Here is a 14842-nt window from a genome sequence, read left to right on the forward strand (position 1 = left end):
GACCGACATTACTGGCGCTGCTGCTACCTCCGCCGCCTCAGCGCCCTGCTCACCACGACGGCGGAGGCGAGCGCGAGTGCGGCGGCGGGAGCGACCCAGCGGAGTGTGGCGCCCGCGGTGGTCGAATCGGGTGACGGTACGGGGGCGTACCTGCCGCGCGGCGGCGCGTGGTCGACCTCCTCGGCGCTGCGGCCGATCATGGTGCGCCTGGCGTGCGCGGCCTCGGCCGGGGGGCCGTCGGGGACGGTGAACTCCACCTCCGCCACGGGGTCGAGCGATGGCGGGGGCACAGGGGCGTCGAAGACGGAGCCCGTGCCCGGGGGGTTCTCGGTGGAGGATGCCTCGTCCGCGGTGGCGCCGTCGTCGGTGTCGTCGGTGTCGTCGGCGGCTTCCGGAGCAGTACTCCGAGTGGTGGCCGCGCCGGTCGCGTCGGCCTCCTCGGCCGCCTCCTCGATGGCCTGTTCCACGGCTTCCCCGACGGACCGCTCGGCCTCGCCGAGGTCCTCGCCCGCCAGCGTCTCCGTCACCAACTGCTGCACAAAGCGGTCCAGCAGTCGGTGGGCCGTCGCGAGCGCCGCCGCCGGGTCCAGCTCCAGGAGGCGGCCGTCGCCGCTCGCCGTACCCGCGAACCCGATCGCCGTACCGCCGTCCTTCTGCGTCAGGCTGATCGTCAGAGCCAGCTTCGCCGAACCGGTCCCCCGGGCCTCGACGCCCTCGCCCGCCACCAGGATCCCGTCCGCGCCGTCCTGCGGGGAAACGGTGAGCCGCAACGCACCGCGGTACGTGATCGTGTGGCCGTCGACCCGGACCTTGAGCCGGCCGGACAGCGGGCCCGCGGACGCGTCGGCGTCCTGCTGGAGCCCCGGTACGCAGCGCGCGACGCGGGCGGGATCTCCCAGCGTCCGCCGAAGGGACGGGACCGGAACCGGAACGAACACCTCATGCTCCATGGAAACCGAGCCTACTCAGCCCCGGCCATCACGTCAGCGGTTCCGCGTCGCAAAGCCGCCGGGCGTACGGCGTACGACGTCCGGCTCACCGGTCCTCCCAGTACCGCGGATGCACCAGCGTCGACGGCGGCAGCCCGCGCAGCCGTCCGCTCTCCGCCTCCCGCCCCGCACGCATCAGCGAGGCCTGCGTCAGCGACCGCAGCCTCGGCGCCCCCGGGGCGAGGCGGAGCACCGGCGCCCTGACCGGCCGGGCGAGGACGAAGCCCCAGCCCTGCCCGGCCTGCGCCCGGTGCGTGGCCCTGTCAGGGCCCGCCGCGAAATCGGAGAGCCTGCCGCTGATCCGGTACGGGCGGGTGTGCAGGCCCGCCGCCCTCATCGACGCCTCCACCGTCCAGTACGTACGTGGCCGGGTCACCGGCGGGCCCCCGTGCACCACCAGCCGGCCGCCCGGGGCGAGGGCCTCGGCGACCAGGCCGTAGAACTCCGCCGAGTAGAGCTTCGTGCCGACGGAGATCCCGGGATCGGGCAGATCGGAGATCACCACGTCGTAGCTGCCGTGCGCCGCCCGCAGCCAGTTGAAGGCATCGGCGTTGACAGCCGTCAGCCGCGGATCGCGGTACGCGTGGGCGTTCAGCGCCGAGAGCGCACGGTCGGTACGGGCCAACCGGGTGACGCCGGGATCGAGCTCGACGAGGGTGACGCTGCGTACGTCCGGGTAGCGCAGCACCTCCCGGGCGGCGAGACCGTCACCACCGCCCAGAATCAGGACCCGGGTGCGTGGCCCGTTCATCGCCGGGTGCACCAGCGCCTCGTGGTAGCGGTACTCATCGCGTGCGCTGACCCGCAGCCGCCCGTCCAGATACAGGTCCAGGGAGCTGCGGCCCGCCCCCGTCAGCACCACCTCCTGGACCCCGGTCTGCACCGCGACCCGCACCCCGTCCCCGTACACCGCACGCCGCGCCGCCCGCTCGAAGTCACCGACCAGCGCGGTGACGGTGGCGAGTGCGGCGATCACGGCCACGTTGACGAGAATCAGCAGCCACCGGGAGCGCGGGGTGAGGTCCCGTCGGAACACCCACAGCACCAGCGCCCCGCCCGCCGCCGCGTTGACCGCGCCGGTGAACAGCGCCCCGGTGAGCTGTCCCAGCACCGGCAGCAGCAGAAAGGGGAACGCGAGCCCGCCGACCAGCGCACCCACGTAGTCGGCGGCGAACAGATCCGCGACGGTCCCGCCCGCGTCCTGTCGGTCGACGCGCTGGATCAGCGTCATCAGCAGCGGGATCTCCGCCCCGATCAGGACGCCGATCGTGAGCGAGAACCCGACCAGGGCGTACCGCGACTCCCCGATCCAGGCGAACGACGCGTACAGCACGACCGCCGAGGAGCCACCGACGAGTGCGAGCGCTGCCTCGATCAGCCCGAAGCCGACTGCTGCACGGCTGCGTAAACGTTTCGCGAGGAGCGAGCCGATGCCCATCGCGAACACCATCACGGAGAGCACGACGGACGCCTGGGTGACGGAATCACCGATCAAGTAGGAGGCGAGCGCCACCAGTTCGAGCTCGTAGACCAGGCCGCAGGCAGCACAGATGAAGACAGCGGCCAGCACGAGACACCGGCCGGTCCTCGGCCGCACGGGAAGACGCGCCGCGCCCCCTCGCAGCGACACCTGCTGATCGATCATGATGCGAACGCTACGTCACGATGAGGTGGCCGCCTGTCACCCGCAAGGGTGCAAGTGGCGCACCCGCAACGGAGTTGGGCCGCGTCAGAGCGCTGCCGCCGGCATCCGCACTCCCACTCGGGTGCGCGTCACCACCAGCTGCCCCTCCTGCGGGTACGCATGCCAGGTGCGCCACCGCACCTGGCCCTCGGTCCGCTGGGCGAGCATGGCGGTGAAGGCGTGCGGGCTGCCGGGGAACGTCCCGGCGAGACCGTGGGGGTGGTCGGTCACGAGCGCGAGGAGCTCCTGCGCACGCCCCGCGAACGAGCCCGCCGAGAGTGTCTCGACGCGCGCCGCGAATTCGTACTCCCACTCCCCGAGCCGCTTGGAGACACCGAGCGGCAGCGGTGTGCTGCCGCCCGGGATGCACGCGACGGTTTCGGAACAGGTGCCCCGGTTCTCCTCCAGGAGCACCTGGTGGGAGGCGCCGAGCAGGCGCAGTTGGAGTCGGGCACCGGCGAGATCGAGGTCGAGCACGGCCAGGGCGGGGAGCGGTTCGCGCCCCAGTGCCCAGGCCAGGTCGGCAGCACGGGTGTCGGAATAGGCCGTCTGGAGGGTCGTGAGCATGGGTCGGCTCCGCAAACAAGCGTGGACACATGGACAGGGGACGCCTCCGACGTGATGCACGTGGGAGGTGGGAAGCGCCCGATCAGGTCCAACTCGGGTCCGAGGGCTGGATGTTCTCTCAACCGAGGGAATCACGAAGTAAGCCGCATCCACAGCGTTTTTGCCCAACTTGACGCGGTTTCCATCCCCTCGGGGGCCTCTCGGTTCATCTGTTCACCGGTATCTCGCGAAAAGCCCCAACAAAAAGGTGCCCGGCGGGAGTTCATCCGCCGGGCACCTGTGGGGCACCGGAACCGCACGGGCCCGGCACCGGGCGTGTGGCCCTGCCCGGTCACGGATCAGCTGCCCCGTGTCAGCTGCCTCCGCCGCATCCGCCCCCGCCACCGCACGAGGAGCCGCCACCGCACGAGGAGTGACCGCCGCCGCACGAATGACCCCCGGAATGACCGCCGGAGTGACCGCCGGAGTGACCGCTGCTGCTTCCGCAGGACGAGCCACCGCCACCGTCACCTCCCGCCCACCAGCTGCCACCCGCGGCGCTGCCGCCGCTCGCCCCCCGGCGCACACCCCGCCCGCGGTTCTTCTTCCGGCTGCCGGCCCCCACCAGCGAGATGACCAGCCCGATCACGGCAATCGCGATCACCACTGCGACAAAGGTTCCCACCGACCTCACGTCCTTCTGTTCCCCCGAAGCGAGGTCCCCCGCTTCCGTCCGCTTCCTGCGTGAGTGGGGGATGCCCCCGGCCCCTCACGGCCAAAGCAGACTTGAGCAACTCCAGAGCTTCCGCGCAGGATGGCGCCCATGACACAGGGACGACCGCCGCTCAACCGCCGCCTCGCCGAGTTCGGAACGACGATCTTCGCGGAGATGTCGGCGCTTGCCGTACGGACCGGCTCCATCAACCTCGGCCAGGGCTTCCCCGACACCGACGGCCCCGAAGAGATCAGAGAGGCCGCGGTCCGGGCACTGCGCGCCGGGCACGGCAACCAGTACCCGCCGGGCCCCGGCGTCCCCGAACTGCGCACCGCGATCGCCGACCACCAGCAACGGCGCTACGGGCTCGCCCTCGACCCCGACACCGAGGTCCTGGTCACCGCCGGCGCCACCGAGGCCATCGCCGCGGCCCTGCTGGCGCTGCTGGAGCCCGGCGACGAGGTCATCGCCCTGGAGCCGTACTACGACTCGTACGCCGCCTGCATCGCCATGGCGGGCGGCAGCCGCGTCCCCGTCACCCTCCACCCCGACGCTGCCACCGGCACCTACCGCCTCGACCTCGACGAACTGCGCGCCGCCGTCACCCCCCGCACCCGGCTGATCCTGCTCAACACCCCGCACAACCCCACCGGCACCGTCCTCACCCGCGAGGAACTCGGCGCGATCGCCGCACTGGCCTGCGAACGCGACCTCCTCGTCGTCACCGACGAGGTCTACGAGCACCTGGTCTTCGAGGGCGAGCACCTCCCGCTCGCCGGCTTCCCCGGCATGCGCGAGCGCACCGTCACCATCGGATCGGCCGGCAAGACGTACTCCTTCACCGGCTGGAAGGTCGGCTGGGTCACCGCGAGCCCCGAGCTGGTGACCGCGGTGCGCTCGGCGAAGCAGTTCCTGACGTATGTGTCCGCCGGCCCGTTCCAGTACGCGGTCGCCGAGGCCCTGCGCCTGCCCGACAGCTACTACGAGGGGCTGCGCGCCGATCTGCGGGCCAAGCGGGACCTGCTGAGCGGCGGGCTCTCCGAGGCCGGTTTCGAGGTCTACCGCCCGTCCGGAACGTACTTCGTCACCACCGACATCCGTCCCCTCGGCGAGAGCGACGGTTTCGCCTTCTGCCGGGCGCTGCCCGAGCGGTGCGGGGTCGTCGCCATCCCGAACGCGGTCTTCTACGACCACCGGGAGCAGGGTGCGCCGTTCGTACGGTTCGCCTTCTGCAAGCGTGCCGACGTGCTGGCCGATGCGGTGTCCCGGCTCAAGCGGCTGTAGCCCACAGGCCGTCCCGCCATGAAAAACCCGGCCCGGGGCGGCGGTCGTGGAGACCGCCGCCCGGGGCCGGGCCGTCACTGCCGTGCGGGACTCAGGCGTCCGGAGACGCCTGCTCCGTGCCGTCCGTCTTCTCCTCGGCCGGCGTCAGGCCGAGACGCTCCTGCAGCCACTTGTCGAACTCGATCGAGGCACGCACCCAGCTGACCGTCGACGAGACGAAGTGCTCCAGGCTGACGCCCGTGCCGATGAGCATCTGCGCCTCACCGATCAGACGGACAGAGACCTCGGTCTCCTCGGAGCCCTCCTCGGGCTCGTGGGTGTGCGTGTAGACCTTGGGCCACAGGGTGCGGCGGTTCCAGTCGTCGATCGCGTCGAGGAGGACCGGACGCTGGTCCGCGGCGTGCGGGCGGTCGTAGAACGTACGGACCGAGAAGACCTGCTGCTCGTCCTCGCCGCGGAACATGAAGTACGTGCGGAAGTCCTCCCACGGCGCCGCGAGGTCACCCTCGTCGTCGACGACGTACTTCAGCTCCATCTGTTCGAGGAGCTGCTTGACGAGGTCCTGGTCAGGGACGACGGGGCCCTCCGGTCCTGCGGCCTGCGGTTCGGGCTGGCCCCCGAAATTCGGAATCGAGGACGGATCGATGCTCACCGTGTTTTTTCCCTTCGTGCGGTTACCGCCATCCTCTCCCATGCCGGGCGGGGGATGGCAAGCCCCGCCGGGCCCGATCCGCCACAAGCTGACACGCAGCCGGTACGGACCGGGCCCGCCGGGGCCCCGTACGGGGTGATCACGACACGGGCCGGGCGATCACGACACGGGCCGGGTGATCACGACGCGGGACCGACGAGCAGGTCGTCCCCGACCCGGTCCACCCGGACCGTGTCCCCGTCCTTGACCTCGCCCGCGAGGATCTCCTTCGCCAGCCGGTCGCCGATCGCCGTCTGGATGAGGCGGCGCAGCGGCCGGGCTCCGTAGGCCGGGTCGTTGCCCTCCTCGGCCAGCCAGGCCAGGGCCTGCGGTGTGACGTCCAGGGTGAGCCTGCGCTCGGCCAGACGCCCCGCGAGCCGGTCGATCTGAAGCTTCGCGATGTGCGAGAGCTCGTCGCCGGACAGGGCGGAGAAGACCACCAGGTCGTCGAGCCGGTTGAGGAACTCCGGCTTGAACGAGGCCCGTACGACCTCCAGGACCTGTTCCTTCTTCACCTCGGGCTCGGTCAGCGGGTCCATCAGGAACTGGCTGCCGAGGTTGGAGGTCAGGATCAGGATGGTGTTGCGGAAGTCCACCGTCCGGCCCTGTCCGTCGGTGAGCCGGCCGTCGTCGAGGACCTGGAGCAGGATGTCGAAGACCTCGGGGTGGGCCTTCTCGACCTCGTCCAGCAGGACGACGCTGTACGGGCGGCGGCGGACCGCCTCCGTGAGCTGGCCGCCCTCCTCGTAACCGACGTAGCCGGGCGGGGCGCCGACGAGCCGGGCGACGCTGTGCTTCTCGCTGTACTCGCTCATGTCGATGCGGACCATGGCCCGCTCGTCGTCGAACAGGAAGTCGGCGAGGGCCTTCGCCAGCTCCGTCTTGCCGACACCGGTCGGGCCGAGGAAGAGGAACGATCCGGTGGGCCGGTCGGGGTCGGCGATTCCGGCTCGGGTACGGCGTACCGCGTCCGACACCGCCCGTACGGCCTCGGTCTGCCCGATGAGGCGCTTGCCGAGTTCGTCCTCCATGCGGAGCAGCTTCTGGGTCTCGCCCTCCAGCAGGCGGCCGGCCGGGATGCCGGTCCACGAGCCGACGACGTCGGCGATGTCGTCCGGGCCGACCTCGTCCTTGACCATGGTGTCCTTGGCGGCCTCCTGCTCGGCCTCGGACGCCTCCGCGAGCTCCCGCTCCAGGCCGGGGATCTCCCCGTACAGCAGCTTGGACGCGGTGTCGAAGTCGCCGTCGCGCTGGGCGCGTTCGGCCTGGCCGTGCAGTTCGTCGAGACGTTCCTTCAGTTCACCGACGCGGTTGAGGCCCTGCTTCTCCTTCTCCCAGCGGGCATTGAGGCCGCGCAGCTCCTCCTCCTTGTCGGCGAGGTCGCGGCGGAGCTTCTCCAGGCGCTGCCTGGAGCCGGGGTCCGTCTCGTTCTTGAGGGCCAGCTCCTCCATGTGGAGACGGTCGACGGCGCGCTGGAGTTCGTCGATCTCGACGGGCGAGGAGTCGATCTCCATGCGAAGCCGGGACGCCGACTCGTCGACCAGGTCGATGGCCTTGTCGGGGAGGAAACGGGAGGTGATGTAGCGGTCGGACAGGGTCGCGGCGGCCACCAGCGCGGAGTCCGCGATGGAGACCTTGTGGTGGGCCTCGTAACGGCCCTTGAGTCCGCGCAGGATCGCGATGGTGTCCTCGACACTCGGCTCCGCCACCAGCACCTGCTGGAAGCGGCGCTCCAGGGCGGGGTCCTTCTCGATCCGCTCGCGGTACTCGTCGAGCGTCGTCGCGCCGACCATGCGGAGCTCACCGCGGGCCAGCATCGGCTTGAGCATGTTTCCCGCGTCCATGGCGGAGTCGCCGCCGGCGCCCGCGCCGACGACGGTGTGCAGCTCGTCGATGAAGGTGATGATCTGCCCGTCGCTCTCCTTGATCTCGGAGAGGACGGTCTTCAGCCGTTCCTCGAACTCGCCGCGGTACTTGGCGCCCGCGACCATCGCGCCGAGGTCGAGCGATACGAGCCGCTTGTTCTTCAGGGACTCGGGGACGTCTCCCTTGACGATGCGCTGGGCGAGCCCCTCGACGACGGCCGTCTTGCCGACACCGGGCTCACCGATCAGCACCGGGTTGTTCTTCGTACGCCGCGAGAGGACCTGGACGACACGCCGGATCTCCTGGTCACGTCCGATGACCGGGTCGAGCTTGCCTTCCCTGGCGGCGGCCGTGAAGTCCGTACCGAACTTCTCCAGGGCCTTGTACTGGCCCTCCGGGTCGGGTGTGGTCACCCGGCGCCCTCCCCTGTTCTTCTCGAATGCGTCCAGCAGCCTCTTTGCGCCGGCTCCCTGAGCGCTCAGGATCTCACCGGCACGGCCGCCCTCGGCGGCGATCCCGATCAGCAGGTGCTCGGTGGAGATGTAGTCGTCGCCGAGCTCCTTCGCGCGCTGCGCGGCATCCGCGATCACGGCGAGCAGCTCGCGGTTGGGCTGCGGCGGGGCGACGGTCGACCCGGTGACGCTGGGCTCCGCGCTCAGGAGCCGCTCCGTCTCGGTGCGTACGACGATCTGGTCGGCCTCGACGGCGGCGAGCAGATCGATGATGTTCGCGTTGTCCTCGCCCGCGAGCAGCGCGAGCAGCAGATGCCCGGGGGTCAGATCGGGGTGCCCGTCCTTCACGGCCCTGCTGGTGGCCGCATTGATGGCGTCCCGGCTCTTGTTGGTCAGCTCGGCGTCCACGTGCGCTTTCTCCTCCTTGCGTTGACTGGTCTCTCCGCAACACTGACTAAGTCAACGTGCACAAACTTGAGTCTATTCCACTCAACCCTGATCCGGCACCCGTCCACGGGCCCCGCCTCCCCCGTTCCGATGCTCCGAGTGAACCGGCCGGAGTGGACCTCCGCCACCGCAGGGGCGACCGCGGTTCCGTGCCGCCTACGCTGCCTCCATGGCAGTCGACGTGACGAATCCCGGCCCCGAGTACTTCGCGTTCTGGCGCGAGTACCACCTGTGCACCCTGACCACTCCCCGCCCCGACGGCACGCCGCACGTGGTGCCGGTGGGTGTGACGTACGACCCCGGTGCCGGGCTCGCCCGCATCATCACCAACAAGAACAGCCAGAAGGTCGCCAACATCCTGGCCGCGGGGCCGGACGGCGCCCGGGTCGCGGTCTGCCAGGTCGACCGGGGCCGGTGGGCAACCCTGGAGGGCCGCGCCACGGTACGCACGGAGGTGGACGTGATCGCCGACGCGGTGAGCCGCTACGCGGAACGCTACGAGCGCACGCCGGCACCCAACCCGGACCGCGTCGTCATCGAGATCGCCCTGGACCGGGCGCTCGGCAGGGCATGAGGGAAACCTCGGACTTCCCGGGGCTCCCGGAACTTCCCGGGCAGCACAACGGCGCCATCGTGTTCAGGTCACGATGGCGCCGTTGTGTGGGGGAGTGACTGAGCGACGTGAAACGACGGGGGATCGCTCAGGCACTGCGGGGGGTGGCGGAAATAGTCTCTGGCTCGAACAGCTGGTGGTCCCGCCGGTCGAGGTTGACGAAAATCATGTCGTACCGAATCGCGCAGCGAACGGGCTGCGGGGCTCCACGCGGCTTGCGGAGGCACCGGTAGGCACGTACTTCGTCGTCTTCTTCACGTGCGACAACGATGGGGTCGCCGAACAGAGTGACCATCAGCGAGTCACCACAGCGGGGGATTGCCGTGACGAGATCGATGAAATGCCAGCCCGAACGGTAGGCCGTGGCCATCTCGCGCCGGAAAGTCCGGTCGTCCGGCGGGATGGTCATGCGCCCGCGGACACGCCAGCCGGCTGGCTGTCCCAGGACACATCAGTGGTTCCGAGCTCGTCCGCCGACACACCGCCCTGCGCGACAGCCCTTGGGCTGTCCCACGACACATCCCCCTGAACTGCTACGGAGAATGCTGCGGCAGCGAAGGCGACAGCAAGAACCGAGCGAAGCAATCTCTTGTACATGGGTGGCTTCGTCCTCACTTGGTAGGTTCCTCTCCCCCGGCTCCACCAAAACGATGTCGCAACCCAGCACGTCGAAGCCACAGGAGCGATGCATCATGTTCCTGTACGTTCAGGACCCTGGGGGGTGGAGATTTGCTCACAACAAGCATGAAACCTACGCATCCTCACCCCATCACCGAACTGTGCGATGAGGGTGCACGCCTGTACGCCAGCGCTCTCGGCGCCGGGCGCATCGCCCGCACGGAGGTCGAAACGGCTCCCTGCTTGTTGGAATTCGCTCTGCTGCACCCGGACCCGGACGACGCCAAATGGCTCCGCCCGGTTCCGCCGTCATCCGTGCTCGCGCAGCGCCTGCGCCCCATAGAGCGAGAAATCCGGGACCGTCGCCGGGTCACCATCGAATTGTCCGACGCATTCGAGCCATTCATGGCCATCAGCGCCCAGCCCTCGGTGACCACGCATGCGATCACCGTCCTGGAAGGTCTGCAGACCATAAATGCGACGCTGGACACCGCGACCGCCCAATGCACCGAAGAGATACTCACCATCCAGCCAGGCGGTGTCCGCAATCTGGATGTCCTCACCCAATCACTGGAACGCGTGGAAGGGCCGGTCAGTCGCGGCGTACGGCTGCGCACTCTTTATCAGCACACGGTCCGTCACGGCCCCGGCGTCTTCGCCCTGGTATCCGTGTTCAACCAGTTCTGGCAACTGGCGACCCCCCTCACCGAAGAGGCTCCGTACACCCCTCCCAATGACGGCATCACCGGCATCCAACGTTCCATAGCCAAACTCCTCGTCGAGGGATACGTCGACGAGGCGATCGCCCGGCGCCTCGGCATGAATGTCCGCACCTGTCGCGCTCATGTCGCCAAGCTCTCCGCCACTCTGGGAAGCAACAGCCGCGCCCAACTCGGCTACCTCATCGCTCACTCAGGAATCCTCGACAAGCCACCGAATTAAGACCGACCGGCAAATGGGAGGCGGCGTCGCGGTGCTGGGCACGCGCGATCTCGGCGTTCGATCCGCGACTGGCCAACAACACGGCCGAGTTCACGGTCTCCGGCAACTGATACGACGTGGGGTGCGGGCACCTGCCTGCCGATCAGTACTCGGGCCGTCGCGGCGTCCCGCCCCACGCCGCCAGCAACTCCTCCCGCTCCGCACGCTTGGGGGTGCCGCCCTGCCGTGTACGCCCCCAGTCGAGCAGCGCGGCAGGGGTGGCCCGGCCGTTCACATAGGCATCGAGCAGATCCTGTGACAGCCGGCACTCCGCGGGGCCGTAGCAGGCGGTGGGCGCGTACGCGGTCAATTCCACTTCCTCCGTGGGGGTTTCGATGCGTACGAACATGACGGGTCCGTCGTCGACCCCGCCGAACGTTGCTGTGATCACGGTGTCCAGCAGAAGCCCGGCAGCCCTGCGCACCGAGGACCGCACGGGTGCACCGGCCACCGTCACGCGCTGGATGCCGTCCCACGTCCACCTGCCGCTCTGGTCCGCCCCGAGCCCCGTCAGCCCCTCCTCGGTGAGCAGCACGCCGGGGCCGGGTTCGTTCGGTGGGGCGCCTATGTGGGCCGCTGTGCCGGTGATCCAGAAGAGGCCGACCATGGACATGCGTGACTCCCGACTGCGCCACCGGGCGGTTCGCCCCGGCCCGGTGCTTCGGTGAACGAGCGGGGCCGGTGACAGACCCCCGCCCCATTGTCGCGAGCGTGATCGAGCATGGGTCGGATTTCGGCCGGAGCCGGAGGCATGTGCAGGGCGGCGGGCGTACGGCGAAGGGCCGGGGGCCGACCCGTAGGTCGACACCCCGGCCCTGAACGAAACGACTCGTGAGCGGATCGTCCGGCCCGACGGCCGGACCCGCTCAGCCCTTGGGCCGCTTCGGCCGCCAGACCACCAACGCGCTGGTCTGCTGCACATCCTGATACGGCACCAGATCGCGCCGGTACGAGGCATGCACCTGGGCCTCGCGCTGCTGCATCGCCGCCGCCGCGCCGTCCACGGCCGCCGAGAGTTCGGCCACGCGCTGCTGGAGGGCGGCGACCTGGTTCTCCAGTTCGATGATGCGCTTGATGCCGGCGAGGTTGATGCCCTCGTCCTGCGACAGCTGCTGCACGGTGCGCAGCAGCTCGATGTCGCGGGCCGAGTAGCGCCTGCCGCGCCCGGCCGTGCGGTCGGGGGAGACCAGGCCGAGACGGTCGTACTGGCGCAGTGTCTGCGGATGCAGGCCCGAGAGCTGGGCCGCGATCGAGATCACGTACACCGGTGATTCATCGGTCAGTTCGTACGGATTGCGTCGTCGGCCGTCCACCTCAAGCTCCCTTCGCAGCCTGGAACAGCTCCGCCCGCGGGTCGTGGCCCGCGGTCGCCTTCCGATAAGCCTCCAGCGCGTCCTTGGCCTCGGTACTGAGGTCCTTGGGCACCGTCACCTCGACGGTGACCAGCAGGTCGCCCCGGGTGCCGTCCTTGCGCACGGCGCCCTTGCCGCGGGCGCGCATCGTACGCCCGTTGGGAGTGCCGGCCGGCAGTTTCAGGGTGACCGGCGGACCGCCGAGCGTGGGCACCTTCACCTCGCCGCCGAGCGCCGCCTCCGTGAAGTCGACGGGAACGGTGACCGTGAGGTTGTCGTCCCTGCGGCCGAAGACCGGGTGGGCGTCGACATGGACCACGACGTAGAGATCGCCGGCCGGTCCACCGCGCTCGCCCGGGCCGCCCTTGCCGCGCAGCCGGATCCGCTGGTTGTCCGAGACACCCGCCGGAATCCTGACCTGCATGGTCCGGGAGGACTTCGCCCGTCCGCTGCCCTTGCAGACATCGCAGGGGTCCTGGGCGATGAGGCCCCGGCCCTTGCAGTCCACGCAGGGATCGGTGAGCGAGAAGCCGCCGCCGGTGCCGCGCGACACCTGGCCGGTGCCGAGACAGGTCGGGCAGACCCTGGGGGTGCCGTTCTTGTCACCGGTGCCGGAACACGCCTTGCAGGGCGCCTGGCTGGACATCCGCAACGGGACCGTGGCCCCTTCGACCGCTTCGATGAAGCTGAGAGTCACCTCGGACTCGATGTCCTGGCCGCGGCGCGGCTGCACCCGCGTCCCCGTACCGCCCCGGTTGAACAGGCCGCCGAAGACATCGCCCAGGCCGCCGCCGCCGAAACCGCCGGCTCCGCCGCCCGCGCCCCCGCCCTGGGTGCCTCCGAAGAGGTCGCCCAGATCGAAGTTGAAGTTGCCCCCGGCCCCTCCGGGTCCGGCCCTGAAGCCGCCGCTGCCGAAGAGGGCGCGCGCCTCGTCGTACTCCTTGCGCTTCTTGCTGTCGCCGAGGATGTCGTTCGCCTCGGAGATCTCCTTGAAGCGCTCCTCCGCCTTGTCGTCGCCCTTGTTGGCGTCCGGGTGGAACTCGCGGGCGAGCTTCCGGTACGCCTTCTTGATCTCGGCGTCGGTGGCGTCCTTGGGGACGCCGAGGACCTTGTAGTAGTCCTTCTCGACGAAGTCCTTCGTGCTCATCGACGTCCCTCCTTCCGGACGATCGGCCATGCGGCCGGCCCGCTGGCCGGTCGCATGGCCGGGCGGTGCGCCACGAGGTGGTCAGACGGGATGTCAGACCTCCTCGGTGTCACCGCTCTCCTCGTCGGTTGCCTTCTCTTCCTTGGCTGCCGCACCCGGCTGGGGTTCGGCCACCGCCACCCGCGCGGGGCGGATGGTGCGCTCGCCGATCCGATACCCCGGCTGCAGGATCGCCACGCAGGTCGTCTCGGTGACATCCGGCGCGTACGAGTGCATCAGGGCTTCGTGGATCGTCGGGTCGAAGGGCTCACCCTCCTTGCCGAACTGCTGCAGGCCCAGCTTGGCGACGACCGTCTCCAGTGATTCGGCCACCGACTTGAACCCGCCCACGAGCTCGCCGTGCTCACGGGCCCGGCCGACGTCGTCGAGCACGGGCAGGAGTTCGGACAGGAGACCCGCGACTGCGATCTCCTTGACCGTGGCCCGGTCCCGCTCGACGCGGCGACGGTAGTTCTGGTATTCGGCCTGGAGCCGCTGGAGGTCGCCCGTGCGCTCGTTGAGCGCGGTGCGGACCTGGTCCAGCTGGGCCGTCAGACCGGCTGTCTGTACTGCGTCCCCGGCCGAGGGCGCCTCCTCCTCGGAAGAGGAAGGGGCGTCCTTCGGCTCAGCTCCGTCAGGGGTGGCGCCGGAGGGGACGTCGGGCTTCTCCTCGAAACCCGGAGTCTCCTCGGTCACACCGCACCGCCCTTCGCGTCCTTCTCGTCGTCCACGATCTCGGCGTCGACGACGTCGTCGTCGGCCTTGGCCTGCTGGGCGCCCGGCTGCGGGTCACCCTGCGGGCCGCCCTCGGCCTGGGCGTTGGCGTACATCGCCTGGCCCAGCTTCTGGGAGACGGCCGCGACCTTCTCGGTGGCGGTACGGATCTCGGCGGTGTCGTCGCCCTTGAGCTTCTCCTTCAGCTCGGTGAGCGCGGTCTCCACCTCCGTCTTCACGTCACCGGGGACCTTGTCCTCGTTGTCCTTGAGGAACTTCTCCGTCTGGTAGACGAGCTGCTCGCCCTGGTTGCGGGACTCGGCGGCCTCGCGACGGCGGTGGTCCTCCTCCGCGTACTGCTCGGCCTCCTCACGCATCCGGTTGACCTCGTCCTTCGGCAGCGAGGAGCCGCCGGTGACGGTCATCTTCTGCTCCTTGCCGGTGCCGAGGTCCTTGGCGGCGACGTGCATGATGCCGTTCGCGTCGATGTCGAACGCGACCTCGATCTGCGGGACGCCACGCGGGGCCGGCGGCAGGCCGGTCAGCTCGAACATTCCGAGCTTCTTGTTGTACGCCGCGATCTCGCGCTCGCCCTGGTAGACCTGGATCTGCACGGACGGCTGGTTGTCCTCGGCCGTCGTGAAGATCTCGGAGCGCTTGGTCGGGATCGTGGTGTTGCGCTCGATGAGCTTCGTCATGATGCC

Annotated in this window: 14 protein-coding genes; 3 read left to right on the forward strand and 11 right to left on the reverse strand. The window is 69.8% G+C overall.

What is annotated here, in order from left to right; translation table 11 throughout:
• Positions 1 to 23 precede the first annotated feature (23 nt).
• From IEZ15_RS20780 to IEZ15_RS20790, 3 genes are all read right to left on the reverse strand, one after another.
• The gene (locus tag IEZ15_RS20780) at positions 24 to 950 is read right to left on the reverse strand and encodes an SRPBCC domain-containing protein (RefSeq protein WP_189278789.1); all 927 of its coding nucleotides are present in this window, start codon (positions 948 to 950) and stop codon (positions 24 to 26) included.
• Between the two features lie 85 nt (positions 951 to 1035).
• A complete protein-coding gene (locus IEZ15_RS20785; protein ID WP_189278791.1) occupies positions 1036 to 2634 on the reverse strand; it encodes a polyamine aminopropyltransferase in 1599 nt (532 codons plus the stop codon).
• Positions 2635 to 2718: 84 nt separating this feature from the next.
• Positions 2719 to 3240 (reverse strand): DUF2617 family protein, encoded by a 522-nt coding sequence (locus IEZ15_RS20790; RefSeq protein ID WP_189278793.1) that lies wholly within the window; start codon positions 3238 to 3240, stop codon positions 2719 to 2721.
• An 802-nt stretch (positions 3241 to 4042) separates the two neighbouring features.
• Between IEZ15_RS20790 and IEZ15_RS20795 the strand changes: the two genes are divergently transcribed.
• Positions 4043 to 5218 (forward strand): pyridoxal phosphate-dependent aminotransferase, encoded by a 1176-nt coding sequence (locus IEZ15_RS20795; RefSeq protein WP_189278795.1) that lies wholly within the window; start codon positions 4043 to 4045, stop codon positions 5216 to 5218.
• A gap of 91 nt (positions 5219 to 5309) precedes the next feature.
• On the opposite strand, the gene IEZ15_RS20800 is transcribed toward IEZ15_RS20795, so the two are convergent.
• Together IEZ15_RS20800 and clpB are read right to left on the reverse strand one after the other, a co-directional pair.
• Positions 5310 to 5870: a type III secretion system chaperone family protein gene (locus tag IEZ15_RS20800; protein WP_114245333.1), complete on the reverse strand. Its 561-nt coding sequence runs from the start codon at positions 5868 to 5870 to the stop codon at positions 5310 to 5312.
• 179 nt (positions 5871 to 6049) lie between these two features.
• Entirely contained in the window at positions 6050 to 8635 is a 2586-nt protein-coding gene (gene clpB / locus IEZ15_RS20805) for an ATP-dependent chaperone ClpB (RefSeq protein ID WP_189278797.1), read from the reverse strand.
• Between the two features lie 208 nt (positions 8636 to 8843).
• On the opposite strand from clpB, the gene IEZ15_RS20810 reads away from it, so the two are divergent.
• The gene (locus tag IEZ15_RS20810; RefSeq protein WP_114245335.1) at positions 8844 to 9248 is read left to right on the forward strand and encodes a pyridoxamine 5'-phosphate oxidase family protein; all 405 of its coding nucleotides are present in this window, start codon (positions 8844 to 8846) and stop codon (positions 9246 to 9248) included.
• 127 nt (positions 9249 to 9375) lie between these two features.
• Here the strand turns inward: IEZ15_RS20810 and IEZ15_RS20815 are convergent, their stop codons facing one another.
• Positions 9376 to 9696: a Rieske (2Fe-2S) protein gene (locus IEZ15_RS20815; protein ID WP_093899390.1), complete on the reverse strand. Its 321-nt coding sequence runs from the start codon at positions 9694 to 9696 to the stop codon at positions 9376 to 9378.
• A gap of 335 nt (positions 9697 to 10031) precedes the next feature.
• On the opposite strand from IEZ15_RS20815, the gene IEZ15_RS20820 reads away from it, so the two are divergent.
• Positions 10032 to 10847, forward strand: coding sequence for a helix-turn-helix domain-containing protein (locus IEZ15_RS20820; protein ID WP_189278799.1), 816 nt, complete (start codon positions 10032 to 10034; stop codon positions 10845 to 10847).
• Between the two features lie 142 nt (positions 10848 to 10989).
• Here IEZ15_RS20820 and IEZ15_RS20825 read toward each other — a convergent pair whose 3' ends face one another.
• The 5 genes from IEZ15_RS20825 to IEZ15_RS20845 form a co-directional block, all read right to left on the reverse strand.
• Entirely contained in the window at positions 10990 to 11499 is a 510-nt protein-coding gene (locus tag IEZ15_RS20825; RefSeq protein ID WP_189278802.1) for a hypothetical protein, read from the reverse strand.
• A 253-nt stretch (positions 11500 to 11752) separates the two neighbouring features.
• Positions 11753 to 12199, reverse strand: coding sequence for a heat shock protein transcriptional repressor HspR (locus tag IEZ15_RS20830; RefSeq protein ID WP_114245337.1), 447 nt, complete (start codon positions 12197 to 12199; stop codon positions 11753 to 11755).
• A gap of 1 nt (position 12200) precedes the next feature.
• Positions 12201 to 13385, reverse strand: a complete 1185-nt coding sequence (dnaJ, locus tag IEZ15_RS20835) for a molecular chaperone DnaJ (RefSeq protein WP_189278803.1) — start codon at positions 13383 to 13385, stop codon at positions 12201 to 12203.
• 93 nt (positions 13386 to 13478) lie between these two features.
• On the reverse strand, positions 13479 to 14120 hold the full coding sequence (gene grpE / locus IEZ15_RS20840) for a nucleotide exchange factor GrpE (protein ID WP_189278805.1): 642 nt from the start codon (positions 14118 to 14120) through the stop codon (positions 13479 to 13481).
• The coding region (locus IEZ15_RS20845; protein WP_189278807.1) for an Hsp70 family protein at positions 14117 to 14842 on the reverse strand (726 nt) is incomplete at its 5' end. The genes grpE and IEZ15_RS20845, both read right to left, overlap by 4 nt.

It is taken from the genome of Streptomyces atratus (genome assembly GCF_014648655.1).
Classification (GTDB): Bacteria; Actinomycetota; Actinomycetes; order Streptomycetales; family Streptomycetaceae; genus Streptomyces; species Streptomyces atratus.